At 36.5% G+C, this 23907-nt stretch carries 24 protein-coding genes; 15 read left to right on the forward strand and 9 right to left on the reverse strand.

Annotation, left to right across the window (positions count from 1 at the left end):
• Positions 1 to 82: 82 nt before the first annotated feature.
• The 3 genes from QUF99_RS08605 to QUF99_RS08615 all read right to left on the reverse strand — a co-directional run bounded on the left by QUF99_RS08605 (position 83) and on the right by QUF99_RS08615 (position 1411).
• Positions 83 to 433: a hypothetical protein gene (locus QUF99_RS08605; protein WP_289369491.1), complete on the reverse strand. Its 351-nt coding sequence runs from the start codon at positions 431 to 433 to the stop codon at positions 83 to 85.
• Positions 434 to 547: 114 nt separating this feature from the next.
• Complete coding sequence (locus QUF99_RS08610) at positions 548 to 979, reverse strand: YrhA family protein (protein WP_289369492.1); 432 nt, start codon at positions 977 to 979, stop codon at positions 548 to 550.
• Positions 980 to 1153: 174 nt separating this feature from the next.
• Positions 1154 to 1411 (reverse strand): hypothetical protein, encoded by a 258-nt coding sequence (locus QUF99_RS08615; RefSeq protein ID WP_289369494.1) that lies wholly within the window; start codon positions 1409 to 1411, stop codon positions 1154 to 1156.
• Between the two features lie 492 nt (positions 1412 to 1903).
• Here QUF99_RS08615 and QUF99_RS08625 point away from each other — a divergent pair, with 492 nt between their 5' ends.
• The 6 genes from QUF99_RS08625 (at position 1904) to glpD (ending at position 9771) form a co-directional block, all read left to right on the forward strand.
• Positions 1904 to 4291 (forward strand): immune inhibitor A domain-containing protein, encoded by a 2388-nt coding sequence (locus QUF99_RS08625; protein ID WP_289369495.1) that lies wholly within the window; start codon positions 1904 to 1906, stop codon positions 4289 to 4291.
• Between the two features lie 151 nt (positions 4292 to 4442).
• Positions 4443 to 4643 (forward strand): sporulation YhaL family protein, encoded by a 201-nt coding sequence (locus QUF99_RS08630; RefSeq protein ID WP_289369497.1) that lies wholly within the window; start codon positions 4443 to 4445, stop codon positions 4641 to 4643.
• 201 nt (positions 4644 to 4844) lie between these two features.
• A complete protein-coding gene (locus QUF99_RS08635) occupies positions 4845 to 5405 on the forward strand; it encodes a glycerol-3-phosphate responsive antiterminator (RefSeq protein WP_289369498.1) in 561 nt (186 codons plus the stop codon).
• A 226-nt stretch (positions 5406 to 5631) separates the two neighbouring features.
• Positions 5632 to 6453, forward strand: coding sequence for a glycerol uptake facilitator protein GlpF (gene glpF / locus QUF99_RS08640; protein ID WP_289369499.1), 822 nt, complete (start codon positions 5632 to 5634; stop codon positions 6451 to 6453).
• Between the two features lie 13 nt (positions 6454 to 6466).
• On the forward strand, positions 6467 to 7957 hold the full coding sequence (gene glpK, locus QUF99_RS08645) for a glycerol kinase GlpK (protein ID WP_289369501.1): 1491 nt from the start codon (positions 6467 to 6469) through the stop codon (positions 7955 to 7957).
• 131 nt (positions 7958 to 8088) lie between these two features.
• Positions 8089 to 9771, forward strand: coding sequence for an aerobic glycerol-3-phosphate dehydrogenase (gene glpD / locus QUF99_RS08650; protein ID WP_289369503.1), 1683 nt, complete (start codon positions 8089 to 8091; stop codon positions 9769 to 9771).
• Positions 9772 to 9944: 173 nt separating this feature from the next.
• Here glpD and prsA read toward each other — a convergent pair whose 3' ends face one another.
• Together prsA and QUF99_RS08665 are read right to left on the reverse strand one after the other, a co-directional pair.
• Positions 9945 to 10793 carry a peptidylprolyl isomerase PrsA gene (prsA, locus tag QUF99_RS08655; protein WP_289369504.1) on the reverse strand — a complete coding sequence of 283 codons (849 nt, stop codon included), beginning with the start codon at positions 10791 to 10793 and terminating at the stop codon, positions 9945 to 9947.
• A gap of 466 nt (positions 10794 to 11259) precedes the next feature.
• Complete coding sequence (locus tag QUF99_RS08665; protein ID WP_289369505.1) at positions 11260 to 11454, reverse strand: hypothetical protein; 195 nt, start codon at positions 11452 to 11454, stop codon at positions 11260 to 11262.
• 120 nt (positions 11455 to 11574) lie between these two features.
• Here QUF99_RS08665 and QUF99_RS08670 point away from each other — a divergent pair, with 120 nt between their 5' ends.
• Positions 11575 to 11910, forward strand: a complete 336-nt coding sequence (locus QUF99_RS08670; RefSeq protein WP_289369506.1) for a DUF1878 family protein — start codon at positions 11575 to 11577, stop codon at positions 11908 to 11910.
• An 8-nt stretch (positions 11911 to 11918) separates the two neighbouring features.
• On the opposite strand, the gene QUF99_RS08675 is transcribed toward QUF99_RS08670, so the two are convergent.
• Positions 11919 to 12476 carry an HTH-type transcriptional regulator Hpr gene (locus QUF99_RS08675; protein WP_289369507.1) on the reverse strand — a complete coding sequence of 186 codons (558 nt, stop codon included), beginning with the start codon at positions 12474 to 12476 and terminating at the stop codon, positions 11919 to 11921.
• A gap of 300 nt (positions 12477 to 12776) precedes the next feature.
• Complete coding sequence (locus QUF99_RS08680) at positions 12777 to 13139, reverse strand: YtxH domain-containing protein (protein ID WP_289369508.1); 363 nt, start codon at positions 13137 to 13139, stop codon at positions 12777 to 12779.
• A gap of 79 nt (positions 13140 to 13218) precedes the next feature.
• On the opposite strand from QUF99_RS08680, the gene yhzF reads away from it, so the two are divergent.
• On the forward strand, positions 13219 to 13410 hold the full coding sequence (gene yhzF, locus QUF99_RS08685; protein WP_289369509.1) for a membrane protein YhzF: 192 nt from the start codon (positions 13219 to 13221) through the stop codon (positions 13408 to 13410).
• A gap of 82 nt (positions 13411 to 13492) precedes the next feature.
• On the opposite strand, the gene QUF99_RS08690 is transcribed toward yhzF, so the two are convergent.
• Positions 13493 to 13927, reverse strand: coding sequence for an HIT family protein (locus QUF99_RS08690; RefSeq protein WP_289369510.1), 435 nt, complete (start codon positions 13925 to 13927; stop codon positions 13493 to 13495).
• A gap of 785 nt (positions 13928 to 14712) precedes the next feature.
• Between QUF99_RS08690 and QUF99_RS08695 the strand changes: the two genes are divergently transcribed.
• From QUF99_RS08695 to QUF99_RS08715, 5 genes are all read left to right on the forward strand, one after another.
• Positions 14713 to 15456 (forward strand): ABC transporter ATP-binding protein, encoded by a 744-nt coding sequence (locus QUF99_RS08695; RefSeq protein WP_289369512.1) that lies wholly within the window; start codon positions 14713 to 14715, stop codon positions 15454 to 15456.
• On the forward strand, positions 15449 to 16660 hold the full coding sequence (locus QUF99_RS08700) for an ABC transporter permease (protein WP_289369513.1): 1212 nt from the start codon (positions 15449 to 15451) through the stop codon (positions 16658 to 16660). The genes QUF99_RS08695 and QUF99_RS08700 overlap by 8 nt, the downstream gene beginning before the upstream one ends.
• Before the next feature lie 84 nt (positions 16661 to 16744).
• Positions 16745 to 17464 (forward strand): EcsC family protein, encoded by a 720-nt coding sequence (locus QUF99_RS08705; protein WP_289369514.1) that lies wholly within the window; start codon positions 16745 to 16747, stop codon positions 17462 to 17464.
• A gap of 469 nt (positions 17465 to 17933) precedes the next feature.
• Entirely contained in the window at positions 17934 to 18410 is a 477-nt protein-coding gene (locus QUF99_RS08710; protein WP_289369515.1) for a PH domain-containing protein, read from the forward strand.
• Positions 18403 to 19836: a PH domain-containing protein gene (locus tag QUF99_RS08715; RefSeq protein WP_289369516.1), complete on the forward strand. Its 1434-nt coding sequence runs from the start codon at positions 18403 to 18405 to the stop codon at positions 19834 to 19836. Before QUF99_RS08710 ends, QUF99_RS08715 begins: the two co-directional genes overlap by 8 nt.
• Positions 19837 to 19877: 41 nt before the next feature.
• Here the strand turns inward: QUF99_RS08715 and QUF99_RS08720 are convergent, their stop codons facing one another.
• The gene (locus QUF99_RS08720; RefSeq protein ID WP_289369517.1) at positions 19878 to 20351 is read right to left on the reverse strand and encodes an antibiotic biosynthesis monooxygenase family protein; all 474 of its coding nucleotides are present in this window, start codon (positions 20349 to 20351) and stop codon (positions 19878 to 19880) included.
• A gap of 199 nt (positions 20352 to 20550) precedes the next feature.
• Between QUF99_RS08720 and QUF99_RS08725 the strand changes: the two genes are divergently transcribed.
• Entirely contained in the window at positions 20551 to 22668 is a 2118-nt protein-coding gene (locus tag QUF99_RS08725; RefSeq protein ID WP_289369518.1) for a transglycosylase domain-containing protein, read from the forward strand.
• 180 nt (positions 22669 to 22848) lie between these two features.
• Positions 22849 to 23895, forward strand: coding sequence for a uroporphyrinogen decarboxylase (gene hemE, locus QUF99_RS08730; protein WP_289369519.1), 1047 nt, complete (start codon positions 22849 to 22851; stop codon positions 23893 to 23895).
• Positions 23896 to 23907 lie beyond the last annotated feature (12 nt).

Genomic DNA, 23907 nt, shown 5'->3' on the forward strand with positions numbered 1-23907 from the left:
TGCAACGGATATTAAATCATAGTCACCCATCAATTACATTACATCGGAATAACAGAAGAACAAATTGAAACCGTTTAAATTGTTACAACCCTTTATTTTTTTCTTTCTTAAACTCTTTTCTTTTATCTAGCCAAATATGCATCAAATGTACTAATTCAACCGTTTCTATCTCACAAAATTCGCCTTTACCATCTTCGGCTAAATTGTCTAGGACTATAGTTACATCTTTTCGAATCTCTAAACCACAGATGTTGCCATTTACTTCTCCATAATCTTTTTCCCCGTTTAAAACACTATGTATTTCTTCTAAAATCCAATCTCCAAATGCAGAAACTTCAACATATAAAAAGGTTCCAACAAGTTTAATTTCCTTTGGTACCCTCATGATTAATATTTCATCATCAAGCACTTCAAAACTATATTTATATTTCATTATTATTGTACTCCTTTATGCTAAAAAAATTTCATTCTGATGGGAAAGCAGAGATGATTGTCCGCTTACCATATTAAGATTAATGCTCTTAACTCAGAAGTTTCAATTATGCATTTATAATACATTCTTTATTGCTTGTTCAATCATTTCATTAAAACTATGATATTCCGCCATTATATCTCCACTTGGTTTATCTAATTCTAAAAAAAGATGACTATCAACATCAAAGCAAAACCAAGCTATACTTGAATCTCCAAAAAACAAATAGTTACTATCCCACTCATTTTCTCTCCATATTTCATTTGCGGTGATAAATCCATTATTATCATCAGTAGGATTAGCGTTATAGATAACTAAACCGTTAAAGTCTAATCCATTAGCAATCTTTAAAAAGTTTTCATATTCATTTACCCATACATTCTTTTTTACATTGCTGGATATCCAATTTTTAATGTTTTGAATTGATTCATCACTGGCAGACTGTATTATTGACTTTCCTCTTTTATTTTTTATTTTTTCTATACTTGAAAGTAAATCTAAAACCATGCTAACACCTCTATCTTTATTTTTTAATGGATAAACAAAAACATCTAGTATAAGGTCATTGGGTTGAGGGAGTAGCGCATGTTAGAAGAGAGGGTAGGGAAGTTATAAGTATAATATAGTTCAGTAAAAGCCGGTCCCTATTAAAGGAGCCGGCTTATATATTGGTTCATTTCATTATGCTTCATATGCCATGCTATCAGGAAAGTCTTCTTTCCTTTTAATACAACGCACAATTCTAGTACATGCACAATTAAAATAATGTTTTCTCATTACTTCTGAGTTCACTGGCGCTTGCTCTAAATCATAAAACATTCTTTCTTTTTTATTATAATACATTTTTCCTACTTTATCTGGTGATTCAGAAGGATAGTATTGATAAACAACTATCTCTTCAGCTTCAAATTCTTTAGTCATTAATAAACATACCGCCATATATAAAGGCCTCCTTATTTATTCTTTATCTATTTTTGGCAAATCCCATGGTCGACCAGATCTCAAAGTGGCATCATGGGCTTCCTGGAGCTAAATTCTGTGAAAACGAGGTAAAACATAAACGAGATGATACAGAGCATTATGCTGAATTAAGCAAAATGAGAGAACATCGCCTAGCTATGGATGCAAATGAAATCAAGGTGCCAACTTTAATTATATTGGGTATGTCCAAGCCTTTTTTGAAAAGAATGCCGTATCTATCGATGAATAGAAGTTTTTAATCATAACTTTTATAATGAAGAAGATGATTTAAAAAAGGTTCTGCCACTTAAGGCAGAACCTTTTTTATTTTGTATATTGGGGATTCTCCTTTGCGTGAAAATATTTCTCAACATTATATATGTTGAGAAATATTGAAAATTCTATATATCGATAATATTATTTAAATATCGACAAATAATTCGATGGTTTATAAAAAGGGGAGGAAATGTATTGAAAAAGAAGATGAAATTAAAACCCTTGTCAGTATTAGCAACAGTGGCAGTGTTAAGTAGTACTTTTGCATTTGGAAGTCATGCAGCATATGCAGAAGCGCCATCATCATCTCTACCAATAGACGAGCATTTAATACCAGAGGAGCGTTTGGCAGAAGCGCTAAAACAACGTGGAGTAATTGATAAATCTGCATCACAAGCTGAGACATCAAAGGCTGTTGAAAAGTATGTTGAGAAAAAGAAAGGGGAAAACCCTGGGAAAGAAATCATTACAGAAGATAGTCTTACGCAAGAAGCTTCTGATTTTATGAAAAAAGTAAAAGATGCAAAAATGAAGGAGAATGAACAGGCACAACAGCCAACAGTAGGACCGGTAGCTGGTCAAGAATCAGGTTTGAATCCTAGGAAATTAAATGGGAAAGTACCTACTACACCGGCGAAGCAAGAAGAGTATAATGGAGCTGTTCGGAAAGATAAAGTACTCGTTTTACTCGTAGAGTATAGCGATTTTAAACATAATAATATTGATCAAGCGCCAGGATATATGTATGCGAAAGACTTTAATCGTGAGCATTATCAAAAAATGCTATTTGGTGATGAGCCATTTACGCTATTTGATGGATCAAAAATTAACACATTTAAGCAATATTATGAAGAACAATCTGGTGGTAGCTACACAGTCGATGGGACTGTAACGGAATGGCTTACTGTTCCAGGAAAAGCTTCAGATTATGGTTCGGATGCGGGCACTGGTCATGATAACAAGGGTCCTTTAGGGCCACGCGATCTTGTGAAAGAAGCATTAAAAGCAGCGGTAGCAAAAGGGATAAATTTAGCAGACTATGATCAATTTGATCAATACGATCAAAATGGTGATGGAAATAAAAATGAGCCAGATGGCATTATTGATCATTTAATGGTTGTACATGCTGGCGTGGGTCAAGAAGCTGGCGGCGGTAAATTGAAAGATGATGCGATTTGGTCTCATCGTTCAAAACTTGGATCAAAACCATATGCAATTGATGGAACAAAGTCCCCTGTTTCTAATTGGGGCGGAAAAATGGCTGCATACGATTATACAATCGAGCCTGAAGACGGAGCTGTTGGTGTGTTCGCACATGAATATGGTCATGATTTAGGTTTACCAGATGAGTATGATACAAAGTACACAGGGCAAGGTGAACCAGTTGAATCATGGTCTCTTATGAGTGGCGGTAGCTGGGCAGGAAAAATTGCAGGAACAGAGCCAACAAGTTTTTCACCGCAAAATAAAGAGTTTTTCAAAAAAAATATGGGTGGGAATTGGGCGAATATCGTTGAGGTAGATTATGATAAACTTCGCAATGGAATCGGTGCTGCAACATATTTAGACCAAAGTGTTACAAAATCAAAACGACCAGGAATTGTTCGCGTTAACTTGCCGGACAAAGATATAAAAAATATCGAAGCTGCATTTGGCAAGAAGTTTTATTACAGTACAAAAGGAAATGACATTCATACAACACTTGAGACACCAGTATTTGATTTAACAAATGCAACGAATGCAAAATTTGATTATAAGACATTCTATGAACTTGAAGCGAAGTATGATTTCCTTGAAGTAAATGCGGTTACAGAAGATGGAACGAAGACACGTATTGATCGAATTGGTGAAAAAGATGTAAAAGGCGGTATGGATACAACAGATGGTAAGTGGGTTGATAAGTCATATGATTTAAGCCAATTCAAAGGGAAAAAAGTAAAACTACAGTTTGAATATTTAACAGACATTGCAGTAGCTTACAAAGGGTTCGCTTTAGACAATGCAACCTTAACTGTAGATGGTAAAGTTGCATTTTCTGATGATGCAGAAGGACAATCAGCAATGACGTTAAAAGGATTTACTGTGTCTAACGGATTTGAACAGAAAAAACATAACTATTATTTAGAGTGGAGAAATTATGCTGGTTCTGACATGGCGCTAAAAAATGCGCGTGGTCCAGTATTTAATACAGGAATGGTTGTATGGTATGCAGATCAAAGCTTTACAGATAACTGGGTAGGAGTTCATCCGGGTGAAGGATTCTTAGGCGTAGTAGATTCTCATCCAGAGGCAATCGTAGGGACTTTAAACGGACAACCAACTGTGAAGAGCAGTACGCGTTACCAAATTGCAGATGCTGCGTTCTCATTTGATCAAACGCCAGCATGGAAAGTTGATTCACCAACTCGCGGTATCTTTGATTATAAAGGATTACCAGGAGTGGCGAAATTTGATGATTCTAAGCAGTATATAAACAGCATCATTCCAGATGCAGGACGTAAACTACCGAAACTAGGATTAAAGTTTGAAGTAGTAGGACAAGCTGAAGACAATTCTGCAGGTGCAGTTTGGATTCATCGATAGAATTTTAAAGGCAGTACTTCTATCTGCGGTGATTGTAGATAGAAGTACTGCTTTAATTTTTTGAAAAGAATTGTTTAAAGGGTCATAACTCTCGTTTTCCTTTCATACAGTGAAACTAACAAGGCTTGTCTTAGGAAAGGAAGGAAACCAAGTGGAAATTTTACCATGGTGGATTTATCTTATTATTATTGGGATTGTTGTGAGCGGCTATATGGTGTTATATACTTCAAAAAAAGAGCAAGAGATGGATAATGAGTTTATCGAAAAAGAAGGCGAAATATATATGAAGCGCTTAGAAGAAGAGCGGGAACGACGCCATCAAGATAAGGATGAGGACTCTGTTTTACTTTAATTTTAGTAAAGGGTGAGTAACTGATAAGTTATTCATCCTTTTTTATTCGCGACATCATTATATCAGCGCTTCGACATAGGATATCGACCTTTCGACAAGATACAATATCAAGGAAACTAAAAATTTCTCCTACTCGCTTTTCTTTTCCTTTAAATTGTGTACTATAAAGGGTAGAGACGTTATAAAGAAGGGAATTTTTGAATGGAATTTCATGAACAAAAAATTTTACCAGCTGTTCGGCAAATAAAGGATTTAGAGAAGTTAATACATAGTTCTTATGAGTATATTGTTATTTTAGACATTCATATCGGTCAATTGAAAAGTGTGGTTGCGCTAGCAAAGCAGCATTGTAAAAAAGTATTTTTACATGTTGATTTGATTCACGGGTTACAAAGCGATGGACATGCAACTGAATATATATGTCAAGAATTTAAGCCATACGGGTTATTATCTACGAAAGCAAGTGTGATTTTAAAGGCGAAGCAAAAAGGTGTCGTTGCGATTCAACGGATTTTTTTAATCGATTCTAGTGCGATGGAAAAAAGCTGTGCGCTTTTAGAAAAGACGAAGCCGAATTACATTGAAGTACTTCCGGGTGCTTTAACAGGTGTGATTGCAGAAGTGAAAGAACGGACAGGTGTTCCGATTTTAGCGGGTGGTTTTATTCGCACAGTCGACGATGTTGAGAGAGCGTTAGCTGCTGGTGCGACAGCGATTACAACGTCGAAAAAAGAATTATGGAAACATTATCAAAAAAAGTGACGGAAATGTGAAAAATCTTATTGACACCGCTTTCATTTGAGGTTAACATTATAGATAAGTTAATAAACGTGACGGAGAAAAGAAGAGATCCACATTTCATTGTTTCTATATAACTTATATAGAAACGTGTTAGTTGTGGGTCTTTTTCTTTCGAAAAAACGAATGGCCATTCATTTTATCTCTATCACACGGTAAGCGGCGTTTAAATTGATTGTGGAGGGATTTTATGACAGCATTTTTAGGGGAATTAATAGGGACAGCGTTATTGATTGTTCTTGGAGGCGGCGTTTGTGCAGGTGTAAGTTTAAAGAAGTCGTTTGCGAAGGATTCAGGTTGGATTGTTATTACAATGGGATGGGGCTTAGCGGTTGCCATCGCAGCATATGCAGTTGGATCGATTAGTGGAGCACATTTAAATCCAGCGTTAACAATTGGACTTGCTTTTAAGGGAGCGTTCCCATGGAGTGATGTACCTGGATATATCGCTGCGCAAATGATTGGGGCAATCATCGGTGCAATTATCGTATATTTACATTACTTACCTCATTGGAAAGAAACAGAAGATCCTGGTACAAAATTAGGTGTATTTGCAACAGGACCAGCAATTCCGAATACATTTGCAAACCTTTTAAGTGAAATGATTGGAACTTTCGTTTTAGTATTTGGTATATTAGCAATTGGTGCAAATAAATTTGCAGATGGTTTGAATCCATTTATCGTAGGTTTCTTAATTGTAAGTATTGGTTTATCATTAGGTGGAACAACTGGTTACGCAATTAATCCAGCACGTGACTTAGGTCCTCGTATTGCGCATTTCTTCCTTCCAATCGCAGGAAAAGGCGGTTCGAACTGGAAGTATGCATGGATTCCGGTTGTAGGTCCAATTTTAGGTGGTTCACTTGCAGGTTTATTCCATCAAGTGGTATTTGAAGGTAAACAGAATGTAGCACTTATTTATGTGATAATTGCAACTGTGATTGTACTAGCAATCTCTTATATGACAAGCAAAAAGAGTCAAAACAATACAAATAGTAGAAAAGTAGCATAAGGGGGAGACGAATATGAAAAAATATATTCTTTCATTAGACCAAGGAACTACAAGTTCACGTGCCATTCTTTTTAATAAAGAAGGAAAAATTGTTCATGTAGCACAAAAAGAATTTACACAGCATTTTCCAAAGCCAGGTTGGGTAGAGCATAATGCACAAGAAATTTGGGGATCGATTTTAGCAGTTATTGCAACTTGTTTGAGCGAAGCTGATGTAAAGCCAGAACAAGTTGCTGGTATCGGGATTACAAACCAACGTGAAACAGCAGTTGTATGGGATAAAGAAACAGGTAAACCAATCTATAACGCAATCGTATGGCAATCTCGTCAAACAGTTGAAATTTGCGATGAGTTAAAAGAAAAAGGCTATAGCGATATGGTTCGTGAAAAAACTGGTTTGTTAATTGATGCATACTTCTCTGGTACGAAAGTGAAATGGATTTTAGACAACGTAGAAGGTGCAAGAGAGAAAGCAGAACGCGGCGAATTATTATTCGGAACGATTGATACATGGCTTGTATGGAAATTGTCTGGTGGTAAAGTACATGTAACAGACTATTCAAATGCATCACGTACTTTAATGTATAACATTCATGATTTACAGTGGGACGATGAGCTTCTAGAGATGTTAACAGTACCGAAAAGCATGCTTCCAGAAGTACGTCAATCTTCTGAAGTATATGGTCATACAGTGGACTATCATTTCTTTAACCAAAACATACCGATTGCAGGTATTGCAGGTGACCAACAAGCAGCGTTATTTGGGCAAGCTTGCTTCGGTGAAGGTATGGCGAAGAACACGTACGGAACTGGTTGTTTCATGTTAATGAATACAGGTGAAAAAGCAGTTGCATCTGAGCATGGCCTATTAACAACAATTGCATGGGGCTTAGATGGAAAAGTGGAATATGCATTAGAAGGAAGTATTTTCGTAGCAGGTTCTGCAATTCAATGGTTACGTGACGGAATGCGCATGTTTAAGGATGCAAGTGAAAGTGAAGTCTATGCATCTCGCGTTGAATCAACAGATGGTGTCTATGTTGTTCCTGCATTCGTGGGATTAGGAACACCATATTGGGATAGTGAAGTACGCGGAGCGGTATTTGGAGTAACGCGTGGCACAACGAAAGAACACTTTATTCGTGCAACGCTAGAATCATTAGCATACCAAACGAAAGATGTATTATGTGCAATGGAAGCAGATTCAGGTATTGAACTGAAAACATTACGCGTTGATGGCGGAGCAGTTAAGAATAACTTCTTAATGCAGTTCCAAAGTGATATGTTAGATGTTCCAGTAGAGCGTCCAGAAGTGAACGAAACAACTGCTTTAGGAGCAGCATATTTAGCAGGTCTTGCAGTTGGATATTGGGAAAACCAAGAGGAAATTAGAGCGCAGTGGAATATGGATAAAAGCTTTACACCAGCAATGGAAGCGGAAACAAGCGAAGAGCTATACGCGGGCTGGAAAAAGGCAATTGCAGCAACAAAAGCTTTTAAATAATCATAGACAGTGTTATAATGATGATAAGTTAATAATTCGGTAGGAGATATGGAGAGACCACAACACGCTATAGAAGCGATTTCTATAGTGATGTTCGTGGTCTCTTTTCCGTATCAAAGGGAGGAATTACCATGAAATTTTCAAGCAAACAACGTAAAGACGTATTAAACGAAGTGAATAAACAAGAGTTAGATGTGATCGTAATTGGTGGTGGTATTACTGGTTCTGGTATTGCATTAGATGGAGCAACACGTGGATTATCAACAATTGTGTTTGAAATGCAAGACTTTGCAGCAGGTACATCAAGTCGTTCAACAAAGCTTGTACACGGCGGCTTACGTTATTTGAAACAATTGGAAGTGAAGATGGTAGCAGAGGTTGGGAAAGAGCGTGCGATCGTATATGAGAACGGTCCCCATGTGACAACACCAGAGTGGATGTTACTTCCATTCCATACAGGTGGGACATTTGGTTCGTTCAGTACATCAATCGGTCTTCGTGTATATGACTTCTTAGCGGGGGTAAAACGAAGCGAGCGTAGAAAGATGTTTAGCCGTGAAGAAACGATGAAAAAAGAACCACTTGTTAAACAAGAAGGATTAAAAGGCGGCGGCTATTACGTAGAATATCGTACAGATGATGCTCGTTTAACAATTGAAGTGATGAAAGAAGCAATTGAACACGGTGCAAAAGCAGTAAACTATGCAAAAGTAGACGGGTTCTTATATAAAGATGGAAAAGTATGTGGTGTACGTGTTATCGACTTATTAGATGGAGAAGTATATGAAGTGTACGGTAAAAAAATTGTAAACGCAGCGGGTCCTTGGGTTGATACGCTTCGTGAAAAAGATAATTCGAAAAAAGGAAAAGTACTGCAGTTATCAAAAGGTGTTCATTTAGTAATCGATCAAAAACGTTTCCCACTTGGGCAAGCAATCTATTTTGATACGCCAGATAAACGTATGGTCTTTGCGATTCCACGCGGTGGAAAAACGTATGTAGGCACAACAGATACGTTCTATGATAAAGATGCGGCAGTACCACAAATGACAACAGAGGATCGCACATATATTATTAATGCGATCAACTATATGTTCCCAACTGTAAAGATTACAGAGAAAGATATTGAATCAAGCTGGGCTGGTGTACGTCCACTCATTTATGAAGAAGGAAAGAATGCTTCTGAAATCTCTCGTAAAGATGAAATTTGGACTTCTGAATCTGGCTTAATTACAATTGCTGGTGGGAAATTAACAGGCTATCGTAAAATGGCAGAGATGGTAGTAGATTATGTAACGAATTTACTACAAAAAGAAGGTCATGGCTCATATCCGAAAAGTGAAACGAAACATATGCCGATCTCTGGCGGTCATGTAAGTGGATCTAAACAATTTCCAACATTCGTTGCAAACAAAGCACAAGAAGGTACAAAATATGGTTTAACGACAGAACAAGCAGAGCAATTTGCAAAATTCTATGGCTCTAACGTTGATGTTCTCTTTAACTTAGCGAAACAATATAAAGAAGAAGCAAAAGAGTATAATATGCCATTAGACGTGCTTGTACCACTTGTATACGCAATGGACTACGAAATGACAGCAAAACCAGTTGACTTCTTCATCCGCCGCAGAGGGGCTGTATTCTTCAACATTCATTGGGTATATGACTGGAAAGAAACAGTGATTGGGTATATGGCAGTGAAACTAGGCTGGAGCAAAGAAGAACAGATGAAATATACAGCTGAGTTAGAAAAAGCGTTAATGGATGCGGTAGTACCTGTAGATCAACAAAAACAAGCAGCAGCATTAGCATAATAAGAACCCCCTGAAGGAAAACCTCAGGGGGTTTTTGTTTATAGAGAAGCTTGTTTATAAGAAAAATTCAAATTGAAAAACGATATGGGGAGTCTAAAAAGTAAAATAAAAAGGCTGTCAGGAAAGAACCTGACAGCCTAAAAGACCGGTAAACACCAGGCTTTTACTATACATTATTTTTGTGCAGCTTCTGCTTTTGGAGCATCAAAAATCTTTTTTAAATCTTTATCTTCGACTTTTACATCAGCCTTTTTCATTTCTTTTGCTACAAAATCACTCATAAATGCAGCATCTTGTGCTTTACTTGCAGCAAGCTCTTTTTTAATTGTTTCTTTTTCTTCATTGAATGGTTTTGAATCTTTTATATCAGTTATTTTAATGATGTGGTAACCAAATTGAGATTTAACAGGCTCACTTACTTCATCTTTTTTCATTTTGAAAGCAGCATCTTCAAATTCTTTCACAAGAGTGCCAGGCTTTAATTCACCAAGGTCGCCACCTTTTTGGGCAGAGCCTGTATCTTGAGATTCAGCTTTTGCTACTTCTTCAAATGATTTACCTTGTGCAAGCTCTTCTTTTACCTTTTTCGCAGCTTCTTCATCTTTTACAAGAATATGTTTTGCGAAAACTTTTTTATCACGATAGTTCTTTTTCGCGTCATCGTCGCTAATTGTTTTTGCAATTGCAGCCTCCATCGCTAATTTGCTACGAATGCTGTTTTTGATTGTTTTTTCATCAGTGTTATATTGTTTTAATACTGCATCAAATTGATCGCCGTATTGCTTTTTGAAAGTAGCAAATTCTTCATCTACTTTTTTGTCATCAACTTTGTAGTTTTTAGTAAAAACTTTTTCCATAACAAGGGTACGTAATACGTTTTCACCTTGTGTTTTTTTCATTGCATCGTAAAATTCGTCTTTCGTTACATCACCAGCTTTTGATGTGACAACTTTATCAGATGTTCCACATGCGGATAAGGCAATCACACTTGTTGCTGCTAAGGCAAGCATAGCTTTCTTCATTCAATAAACACTCCTACTATTATGTATTTTTAATTTATCCCGTACGAATGAGCAACCCTCTCATTTGAGATTGTGCTTACTCATAAGAGCCCGATTAAGTCGTACTGGTTCAGCTTTCATATAAGAGGATTTTCTCCCCTGAAAAGCTGATGTAACAGGGCTTACCGTAACTAGGGATAAAATCTAGCTGAAGGTAATTTTATTCTATAGTATAGGCAATATGTACAAAATTTAATATATCATATTTCGACGTCTTTTCCTATTGATAAAGAAAAATTACCCATTTGTTTGATGGAGATTGTCAGATTGTAGAAAGGTACCATTTTGGGCGGATGTGCATATAAAGGAAACAGGAGGGATATGGTGTATGAATTCGTATCTTATTTTATTACTTGTACTGTTTATTTTATTAGTTATAATAGGTATAATTTGCTTATAGAGGAAAAAAGTGAGGAAAGGGCTTTCCTCACTTTGCCTGAAACATAATTTCTATATAACTAGAAATTAATAGAATGGTAATACATACATTGATAACCCGAAAGACGCTCTTTTGACGGTGCTCGGACATTTGTTTCCGCTCGCACAGTGTATGTGTCAGGAAATTCGTGTAGAATAGAACAATAAGTGCAAATGTGACAAAAACAATCTCTATAAGAGTCACGAGGAGATACCCCCTTTTGGCCAAAATACATATACTTTTATATATTGTATCATACGATATTTTGTTCGTGTTATAAAATTCAGAAATAGAAGACCTTGTGTTAGAAAGTGAGGGGAGAAAATGGACGTTGTAAAACGATTAGAGCAAGCTGAATATTATGTAGAACTTATTTTCAAAATGGTCGACGAAGATAAGTGTCCATTTTATTCTTTAATTATAAAGAAAAAAGTTCGAAAAAAGGATATTGAACGTGTGCTTACTCTTTGTGAAGAACTAAATAAACAATACATACTGGAAAAGCAAGAAGGCTTGCTTTTGTTTGATGCTCTTTTAGAACAATTTGAAAAAGCGCTTCCACATCAGCTCGAGGTAAACGAGACTGCAGAAGCGCTAGAAAGACAAGGTTTATTTCAGCCAATCATGCAAGAATTTTTACGTATGATTGCTCAAAAATGATTGGTAATCTATTTCTTAATCAATTTTTTATCTTGTTCTGTGAAATTTTCCTCAATACTTTCCAAGGACTTTTCAAAAATATCGATAAAATCTTGTCCGTAGATATTTCTTAAAATGGCGATTAATTCAATATTTTCAGGGAATTTACCATAAAAATTGCGAAGAGCAAGAGCACCATTAAAGACGGAATTATTTTCAGGGTCATACTCCTCCATTAATTGAAGTAGTAATTCTTCCCCTTTTTCTGTAATTTCAATATACGTATTTCGCTTATCATCTTCTTTTTTGGAGAACACAAGAAAGCCGCGCTCTTCAAGCTTTTTAGAAAAGTTAAATGCTGTAGATACGTGCATAACACCAAACTTTGCAATTTCAGAAATCGAAGCCCCTTTTAAATGATAAGCAATTGATAAAATATGATGCTCATTAATATTTAAATCATATGGTTTAATCCACTGCTGCCAATCTTTTTCTACACATTTCCATAATGCTTTTGACAATTGAGCAATGCGTTGGCTGAAAATCATTGCTTCTTTTACCGAATAATCTTTTTCCCCACTTTTCATTCACTCACCCACTTTTCCATTCTTATTCATTAATATCTATTATGCCAGTAAAATAAAAATTAATAAAGTGTTTTTGTGAGAATTGTGAAAATTTTTTGGTAAAGCTATACTCTTATACAAATCATGCATAATAGTGGAAGCGCTTTAGTTGTGAAAATCACGAGTGTTATCTTTAAAGAAGAGGGGATAACATATATTGTAAATGCATAAAAACACGACACATCTGTGTGATATGTCGTGTTTAGAGGAATATTTATAAAAAATATTTGTTATACGCAAAAACTAAGGATGTAAACTGTTTTACGCTTTTTCAGGAACTGCTTGCTGCAATTTCTCAATTGATTTTTGAATGTCTTTAATTTCTTGTTCAATATGATGTTTGTTTTGAGAAATATCTTGTTTCCATGTAGAAAGTGTATCTTGCATATCATTTTTTAATTCTTGAAAGACTTCTTTACCTTCTGATGCTGTTTCAACAATTTGACGTTTTAACAGTTTCGTATCAGCAGTAATATCAGCCAATGTCTTTTTAATGTCAGTTCCTTTTTCTTTTAGCTTGCTACGCATATCTTTTCCAGAAGAAGGAGTAGAGAAAAGAACGGCAAGTCCAGCGATAGCACCACCGCAAATTACACCTGTTACAAAGGATTTAGCTTTTGACATAAAAGGAAACCTCCTTATTTTTTGTTTGTATTCATGTTGTATAAAACAGTGCATATGCTTAAGACAAGGGGGGAGAAAAGTGAAACTTGTAACAACAATTTGCTTTATTGTAAGTCTTTTCTTTCTTGCACGTGCCATGCATTTACTGTTATTTGTAAAACAAAAAAGATCGTATCCTCCAGCGTTTTGGGTCAAGAAACAAGCGATGCAGTACGTTTCTTTTGGAGGCGTAGGCTTGTTATGTACGATCTTATTTTATATGTTGCAATAGTTGTTATATTCGTTATATTCGTCCCATTCTAATAGTGAATAGATATAAGCTCGATTGAGTTTATTAAAAATCATGCCTAATTTTATTTTACACTATTTGCAATGGTACTCGCGATGTTTTGTAAATTTTCCGTTGTGTATTCATTTTGATGCGATTTCCAAACCGCACCAAAACCATCGTTTTCACCGTAGCGTGGAATTAAATGAAGGTGGAAGTGGAATACAGTTTGTCCAGCTTTTTCACCGTTGTTGTTTAAAAGGTTAAAGCCAACTGGGTTGTATTCATCTTTAATTGCGTTTGAAATTTTAGGAACGACAGAAAAAATATGTGCTGCAATTTCTGGTGTTAAGGCAAATACATCTTGTTTATGTACTTTTGGAATAACAAGCGTATGTCCTTTTGTTACTTGACTAATATCTAGAAATGCGAGTACATGTTCGTCTTCATATACTTTTGAGCAAGGAATTTGTCCTGCAATGATTTTACAAAAAATACAATTATCCGCTGTATGATTCATATCTCTCATCCTTTCAGTGGTCTTAGCCGTATTTTAACATAATTACATAGGAGAACAAACACGAAAAACAGGAAGCTGACTTAGCTTCCTGTTTTCTGAAGAAGGATTGAAAAAGCATTTAGTTGATTTACCTTTAGCAGACACCTCATTTATTTAGGAAATGCGTGGTAATTCGACTTGTATTCTGCCGTCGACACCCCATTTACAATGAAATGATGTTGCAACCCTTTATGAAATGAAATTGTTTATTTTATAAAACAGTATATACTCTCCTCGAGACACCCCGTTTCTAAAATAAAACAAACTATCTGACTTCTTGTAAACTGTCCTTGTCCATGATAGACACCCCGTTTCATGATGATTTCGCTAGGCTATATTCATCACTTTGGTGGTTGCTTTTTCAATGTGTTCCTTCTTCATTCATTATCATGTCCCGTTTTGTAAAAGATATGCAAAGAAATTTTTTTTTTTTGAAGAAATTTGATACTATATAAATCCATTTTGATTTTTCGACATATAAGCCGCGGCTATGGATAATAAAAGGTGATCTGCACTCGTTTTCTCTCATTGTTTTCACTGTGTCTGGGGCAGGAAAAGGAACTGACCGCTTCTATGCATGGCCGGATGCTCTCTCCCACCTAAAAAGAAGGGTTTTATGTCGGTTTTTTAATTTGTACTTATATATGTAGTATCTTTCATTTTTTGGTAAGATGAGTATACATAAAAGTTAACAAAAGATACGCTTGATTAAAGGCGGAAGAATATGAGGAAGAAAGTGGTGTCATATGGAACAGTTATTACGAGTGGAAAATGTCACAGGAGGATATACGAAGCGGCCTGTATTGCAAAATGTTTCATTCTCTGTCAATAAAGGAGAACTTGTCGGCTTAATTGGTTTAAATGGTGCCGGTAAAAGTACAACCATTAAACATATTATTGGTTTAATGGAACCGAAAAAAGGAACTGTAACCATTAATGGAAAAACAATTCGAGAGGATATGACAGCGTATCGCTCTAGCTTTTCATTTATCCCTGAAACACCTGTGTTATATGATGAGTTAACATTAGAAGAGCATTTAAAGTTAACAGCGATGGCATATGGCGTGGGTGAGAAGCAATATGAGGAACGTGTACAGCAGTTGTTAAAGGAATTCCGAATGACGAATCGTTTAAAATGGTTCCCAGCTCATTTTTCAAAAGGAATGAAGCAAAAAGTGATGATCATGAGCGCATTTCTTGTTGAGCCATCCCTATATATTGTAGACGAGCCGTTTGTTGGGCTTGATCCGTTAGCGATTCAATCGCTCCTGCAAATGATGAATCAAATGAAAAAGAGCGGTGCGGGTATTTTAATGAGTACACATATTTTAGCAACAGCGGAGCGTTACTGTGATTCCTTTATTATTTTACATCAAGGTGAAATTCGAGCACAGGGAACATTAGTAGCGCTGCAGGAACAATTTAACCTGCCTGGAGCAGCGCTTGATGATATTTATATTGCGTTAACAAAGGAAGAAGATTATGAATAGTAAGGTGTTATGGAAAGAAAGATTTAGACACTTTTTAAAAGAAATTCGTACATACAGTAAATACGTATTTAATGATCATTTGAAATTTATTTTTGTGTTTATCATTGGTGCGGGTGCATTTTATTATCAGCAATGGTTACAGACCCTGACACCTTCATTTCCCACGGCCTTCGTAATTGCTGTGTTGTTTGGATTCGTATTAACAGCAGGATCGATTCAAACATTATTAAAAGAAGCGGATCTCGTGTATTTGCTTCCTGTTGAAGAAAAGTTAAAACCATATTTTACAAAAGCATTTCTGTTTACGTTTATCGTTCAGCTATATGTTGTAGCGATGGTGGCGGCAGCACTTGCTCCGCTTTATTTCCAACAAATGAAGCAAACAGGAGCAACTTATATATGGATTGTACTCGCTGTAGTTTTCGTGAAGGGCTGGAATTTATTTATAACGTGGGAAAAGTCATCTATGACAGATGGACGATTTCACCGCGTTGATTGGTTTATCCGGTTTGTACTAAATGCATTTTTTGTCTATTTTCTTGTAGAACGAGCTTCTGTAATTTATGTAGGGATAATCGTCTTTGTGATGGCGATCTATCTTGTGTTTATACATCAAAACGGAAAAGGAAAACCGCTAAACTGGGAATACTTAATTGCAGAAGAAGGAAAAAAAATGATGTTCCTATATCGCATTGCAAACATGTTTGTCGATGTGCCGGCATTAAAAGAACGAGTATCACGCCGAAAATGGCTTGATTTTATTCTTAAAATAATTGGTGAAAAGCGTACATATTTATATTTGTATACACGTACATTTTTACGATCTGGAAACTATTTCGGTTTATATATTCGTTTGCTTGTCATCGGCGGTGTCATTCTTTACTTTATCCCATTTTTATATGGACGTTTTATTGTAGGCCTTGTGTTTTTATACTTAATTGGCTATCAGCTGTTAAGTCTTTGGAAGCATCATCGTTTGAAACTATGGCTTGATTTATATCCGGTGTCCTCAGAAGAAAAGAAAAAGGATTTTCTTAGCTTGCTAAATGCGTTACTTTGCATCGGCGGTGTCATTTTCACAATCGTATTTGCTGCCGCAACAAAAGATCTGATCATGACATGTATTTTATTTGCTGGCAGTATATTATTTAGTATCGGCTTTGTATATCAATATGGAGCAAAACGTATCGATCGTCTAAATTGAAGAGGATGTTCAAAAAGTCCGGTAAAGATAGCCGCCCTATTTCTTATTCTCCTTTTTGAACACGTAATTGAAAGGAAGGAACCTATGACTGATTATGAAAAGAAGGTCATAATAGAAGTGCAGCAGTGGAAGAGTACCATCACGAAAGATTCTTCTATGATGACGCGCTTATCCAAAAAAATACAAACGAAAGTACAACAGCTTATTCCCGAAAAAGTACAAAGCGTGTTAACGGAAACGATTAAAAAAATGGTGCAGAGCATTAGTGCTGGTTCCAATTTTGTAAAACCAAAATTAAAAGAAACAGATTGGTCATTGCAAAGAAGAGATGAAGAAGTGTTCAAAAAAATGGACGAGTATAAAAAGATTGCAGCGGCAGAAGGGGCAGGAACTGGAGCAGGTGGTATTTTACTTGGACTTGCTGATTTTCCGCTTCTACTTAGCATTAAAATTAAATTTTTATTTGATGCAGCTACCATTTATGGATTTGATACGAGTAAAGAAGAAGAGCGTCTTTTTATTCTTCATGTCTTCCAACTTGCTTTTTCAAGCGATGACTACCGCAGAGAGATATGGAAAGCGATTGAAACGTGGGATACAAATAAAGAAAACCATGTTGACTGGGAGAAATTTCAGCAGGAGTATCGTGATTATATTGATTTAGCGAAGATGTTACAGCTCGTACCCATCATAGGAGCCCCGGTTGGAGCTTATGCCAACTATCAATTATTACAGCGACTGGGAGAAGTGACGATGAATTGTTATCGTGTTCGGTCGCTTCAGCAAAAAGGAATAGTTATTTAAGGAAAAAGCTTTCACAAGATGTGAAAGCTTTTTTCTTTTCTGACTACTCCCACAGCTAAAGAAATGGGCTTCCTGGAGCTAAATTCTGTGATATATACAAAAATGCAAACGAATGATGATCTCCATTCATGTGGCACGGATGGAAGTTTCACTTGTATTTCTATATGAATCCATTTTGATTTTTCGACATATAAGCCGCGGCTATGGATAACAAAAGGTGACCTGCACACGTTTTCTCTCTTTGTTTTCACTATGTCTGGGCAGGAAAAGGATCTGACCGCTTCTATGCATGGCCGGATGCTCTCTCCCACCTAAAAAGAAGGGTTATATGTCGTTTTTTTAATTTATATTTATATATAAAACATTTTTTCTAGTATTTTCTTGTTTTACCATTAGGGTTTTTGTATGATATTGGTATATTTTACAATAAGGTAGTAGACTACTAGATTTCGAAAGTTGGAGTGATTAGATGCAGCCGTTAGAAAATGAGATTCATCCCGATATGGTCAAAGTGTGGCAAATTCGTGCATTGATTGAGGCGGGAATCGGATTAATTGTTGTTATTGCGTATTTCGTTTTTATGATTAAGTTTAACTGGTGGGGCTGGCTTTTCGGTGTGCTTGTTCTCTCGCTTATTATTTATACACCGTTTGATTATTTGATATTTCCAAAGTTACGTCAACGCTATCATAGTTATCAATTAAATGAAGAGGAACTAGAAATTCAACATGGAATGTTTGTTGTAAAACGTGTATTAGTCCCAATGATGCGTGTGCAACATGTTACGATTGAACAAGGTCCCATTATGCGAAAACATGGATTAGCAGAATTACAAATTTCAACTGCGGCTACCTCTCATAGTATTCCAGGTTTAACGATGAGAGAGGCAGAGCAATTAAAGCGGCAAATTGCAGAGCTTGCGAAAGTGAGTGATGAGGATGTATAAGAGGCAGCATCCGATTACCATTTTGCTAGAACTAAAAATATCTCACCTATTACCAGGGATTATTCCATTAATTAGTTTAAAGGGAGACTTTCCATTTTGGTACATGATTCCCATTGCAATTTTTGTTGCAACTATTTTGTTTGCCTTTATAAATTGGTATTACAAAATATATTGGGTTGAAGATAATGTACTACATATAAAACACGGAATGTTTGTAAAAAAGGAAAGTTATTTAAATAAAGAGCGTGTGCAAACGATTAATACAAGTTCTAATGTAATTTATCAATTGTTAGGATTAACAAGATTAAAAATTGAAACAGCTGGCGGTGGAAATGAACCTGAAGTCGCACTTGCGGGAATTAAGGAAGAGGAAGCAAAAGATTTAATTGCTTTATTAAATGAAGGACAAAGTATTAAAAATGAGAAACAGGAAGAAAGCAACAATCCGACCGCTGAAACAAACGCAACGGTATATAAATTAACTATAAAAGAAATTCTTCTCGCATCAGTTACATCTGGTCAATTTGGCTTGTTATTTTCATTTTTATTAGTCTTTGCGCAGGAGTTATATGAATACATTCCAAAGAGTATTTTGAACCCAATCGAAAAATATGTAAAAGATAGCGATGTATATGGCTGGGTGTATATGGCGGTTGTATTACTTTTCATATCATGGCTTATTTCAACGATTTCTTATGCATTGAAACATGCAAACTTTACCGTCTATAGAAGAGGGAATGAAGTTCGTATTTCGCAAGGGTTACTGGAGAAGAAAGAACTCGTGTTAAAATTGCACCGCATTCAGGCAATTACTATAAAAGAAGCAATCCTTCGTCAGCCATTTGGATATTGTTCCGTTCATGTGGAAATTATTCAAAGTGTGGAAAAAGATAATATGAATGTGACTCTCCATCCTCTTATGAAAAAAAGAGATGTACAAAAGTTACTGGAATATTTGCAATTGCCATACGAGATGGAAGAGAATGTAACACGTTTGCCAAAAAAGGCAATGCGACGATACCTCATTTACAGCTGGATATTCTTCGTTATTCTTGCTTTGCCAATTACAGGGGTAAGTATTTACTTTAAACAATATATAGGGCTATTTCTTTTAATTCCTGTATTCTTGTTTTTCACGCTTCTTGGATATGGAAAGTATATAACCGGGGGATATGCATTACAGCGTGATCAATTAACGCTTGTGTATCGCGGTATTGCGAAACATACAGGATTAGTAAAAAAAAGACATGTCCAATCGATGACGAAAAGTCAAACTTATTTTCAGAGGAAAGATCAATTATGTACGTTTATGTTTGCGGTAGCTTGTACAGGTGCTGGCCGGCATTATGAATTAAAACACACTCGATTAGAGGATGTTGATCGTATACATAATTGGTATAAGCAGAGAAAAAACACCCTTGCGTAAGGGTGTTTTTTATTTAAGTTATTTTTTACAGAGAACTACCTTTATGCTTGTACATCAAATGTCGTTACAAAAGATGGTCTTGAAAAAATACTTTTTTGTGGCTCTGCACTAGCTTGTGCAGGGCGTTTTTTGTGTGCTCTTTCAAAAGACTGTGATTCTTGCCAATCTTTGAAGTTCTGTTCGCTTTCCCACATTGTTAAGATGACATACGTATCATCTGTTAACGGACGAAGAACACGGATCGCTTGGAAGCCAGGTTCGTTTTCAATGAGTCCTGCACGGTTTTGGAAACGGTTTTCAAAAGTGGCTCTGCCTTCTTCTGTAACAGAGATGTTGTTACATACAATAAAGCCTGCTTGTCCTTTAAATTCTCCTACAGCATCTAATACATCATATTGAAGTGATCCTTGCACACCTTCTTCAATGTTCTCTTTATAAAACATGTCTTTTTCATTACTTTTTGCGATGAAATGTGGTTGTTCTAGAGGTGTTTCGTATGAAATAATCGCTTTCATTTATAATGCCCCCTTTAGTATGGTGATTCTATTCGTGCTTGTTCAAAAAGGAGAATAAAGAAATGCGACAGCTATCTTTACCAGACTTTTTGAACATTCTCTATTATAACAACTTCTGTAAAAAACTTCGAAGATTATACATAAAGATAATTGTTTTTCAAATAATAAACGTACCATCATTTGGAAAGAAGGCCGATGTATGAAGAAAGCAAAGTGGATCCTAATTAGCGGCGTAGCGGTATTTGTAGTTGCGATCGTTTTATATAAACTGATTGTATTAGCTGGCGGTTATATGATGGATGAAAAAAGACTTGTTTTCCACTCTTCATCACGTATTGTTGATCAGCAAGGAAAAGAAATTACAAAGCTTTACATAGAAAATAGAGAGCTTGTACCGGTAGAACAAATTCCGAAGCATGTACAACAAGCGTTTGTAGCAGTGGAAGATTCTCGTTTTTATGAACATCATGGCATTGATTTTCCATCGGTCTTCCGTGCGTTATATAAAGATGCTTTAGCTGGTGAGAAGATAGAAGGCGGAAGTACGATTACACAACAGCTTGTCAAAAATGTTTTTTTAACACACGAAAAAACGTTGAAACGTAAATTGAAAGAAGTAGCGATTGCTCTTCAATTAGAACAAAAATATACGAAGCAGCAGCTTCTTGAAATGTACGTGAATCATATTTATTTCGGTCACGGTGCATATGGGATTCAGGCGGCAGCAAAGCTATATTTTAATAAAGATGTACAGCAATTGACAGTTGAAGAAGGGGCGATGCTTGCTGGCCTGCCGAAAGCCCCAAATGGATATTCTCCATTTCTATATCCAGAAAAGAGCAAAGCACGCCGAGATTTAGTGTTATCACTTATGCATCAGCAAGGATATGTATCAGCAGAAGATACAGTCCGCTATCAAGGAAAAACAATCGCTCTTCATAACAATCAGAATGAACGTGAACTTGCCTATATGCCATACATTGATATGGTAGTAGATGAAGCGGCGCGTCTGTATGGGTTATCGCATCAAGAGGTGCTCCGCGGCGGGTATACATTTGTTGTACCTATGAATGAAAAGATACAAAAGGTAGCGTATGATCAATTTCAAGATGCACGTAACTTTCCAGGAAAAGGCGATGGTGCACAAGGTGCTTTCTTGTTAATGGATAATGAAACGGGAGGGATTAAAGCGGCGATTGGTGGCCGACAATACGTTTCAAGAGGATTTAATAGGGTGTATGCAAAAAGGCAGCCAGGATCTGTTTTAAAGCCACTCCTTGTGTACGCACCAGCCCTTGAAACAAAAAAGTATAATCCTTATTCTTTATTAACAAATGAACGCACATCGTTTGAAGGATATGCACCGCGAAATTATAATCACCAATATTCAAAAGAAGTAACGATGTATGATGCATTGCTAGAATCCACAAATGTACCAGCTGTATCTCTGTTACATGAAATGGGTGTAGAGCAAGGAAAGCAATATTTAGAGAAAGGAAATATTCGTATTCCAGAATCTGGTTTAAGTGCAGCGCTTGGTGGTTTAAAAGAAGGCGTTTCTCCTTTTGAACTTGTGAAGATGTATCGTGCTTTTTTAGCCAATGGAAAAATTATTGAGCCACATGTCATTGAAAAAGTGTTCAATCGACACGGAGAAATGATTGGAGAATCGTCTAAGAGTGAAACGAAAATTTTCTCAAAACAAACGGCTTGGTATATGACCAAAATGCTAGAAGGTGTTGTAAAAGAAGGAACAGCAAGAGCGGGAGAATATAGTGGTGCGCTAGCTGGGAAAACAGGAACAACATCGCTTTCGAATCAAGATGCAGGTGCACGAGACTTTTGGTTTGTCGGGTATACACCAAGTTTAGTAGGAGCGGTGTGGATTGGGTATGATCGTACGGATAAAGAGCATCAGCTACATGATGGAAGTTCGTCGGCGACACAATTATTTAAAACGATTTTAACGAAAGCAAATGTACGGGATAAACAAGACTTTAGCCAACCAAAAGGTGTTGAAACCATTGGAAGGCCAATTCGCTTACGTAAACTTGACAAGGTAGAAGTGAAGTTATCTTTTAGTCCATTTGGTTTGTTTACCGCTAATCTGCAATGGAACCCACTTTCTGATAAACGGATCGCATACCGAATTTATAAAGTAGAGCAAGGCAAGGCAGTTCATGTTGGGACAGTGAAAGGTATAGGAGAGTACGAGGTGAAGTTCATTAATGTCTTTTCTAAGCCGAGCTTTTATGTTGTGCCGTACAACCCACAAACAAATCGAGAAGGAGAAAAAACAAAAGTAGTTAAACCGTAATTTTTGCTTATGATATAATAAGAATGTTGTGAAAAATGACAAGTTTTTTACGAACGTTTGTGTCAATTTCATGAACAACGTACATAATATTGTGCATTTTGTTTTTACAAGCTGTATAGTAAAAAAAGATAAATAGGATAGGGTTTGTTAGATGCATGGGTAAGGAAGGGAGCAAGGGTCTTGGTAAGAAATATAAATGAGACATTTTTAAAAGCGTGTATTGGGGAACGAACGGAATATGTACCAGCATGGTATATGCGACAAGCAGGTCGTTCACAGCCTGAATATAGAAAGATAAAAGAGAAATATTCTTTATTTGAAATTACACACCAACCAGAGCTATGTGCATATGTAACAAAGCTTCCAGTTGATCAATATAATGTAGACGCGGCGATTCTTTATAAGGATATTATGTCACCACTTCCAGCGATTGGTGTTGATGTTGAGATTAAATCAGGAATCGGACCGGTTATCGATAATCCAATTCGCTCTTTACAGGACGTAGAGAAGCTTGGTGAAATTCATCCTGAAGAAGACGTACCGTATGTATTAGATACAATCCGTCTATTAACAACAGAAATGTTAGATGTTCCGCTAATTGGTTTTTCAGGGGCGCCATTTACGTTAGCGAGCTATATGATTGAGGGTGGACCTTCTCGTAACTACCATAAAACGAAGGCATTTATGTATACAGAGCCGAAAGCTTGGTTTGCTTTAATGGATAAGCTTGCAGATTTGGTTGTTTCTTATTTGAAAGCACAAATTGGGGCGGGAGCCAAGGCAGTTCAAGTCTTTGATTCGTGGGTTGGAGCGGTAAATGTAGCAGATTATCGTATGTTTATTAAGCCAGCAATGGAGCGTATTTTCACTGAACTTCGAGGTATGAACGTTCCGATGATTATGCACGGCGTAGGAGCAGGTCATTTAGCAAATGAATGGCATGATCTACCTCTTGATGTAGTTGGTCTTGACTGGCGCTTGCCAATTGAAGAAGCACGTGCTCGCGGTATTCATAAAGCGGTACAAGGGAATATGGATCCTTCTATATTACTTGCGCCATGGCATGTCATTGAAGAACATGTGAAAGGCATTTTAGATCAAGGAATAAAGCAGCCTGGTTACGTATTTAACTTAGGTCACGGCGTGTTCCCAGAAGTAAACCCAGAAATATTAAAACGTTTAACAGCATTTATTCATGATTATTCTAAAGGGCAACTAGCGAAGTAAAGGAGAATACGC

Origin of the sequence: Bacillus sp. DX4.1 (genome assembly GCF_030348195.1) — a bacterium.
GTDB lineage: Bacteria > Bacillota > Bacilli > Bacillales > Bacillaceae_G > Bacillus_A.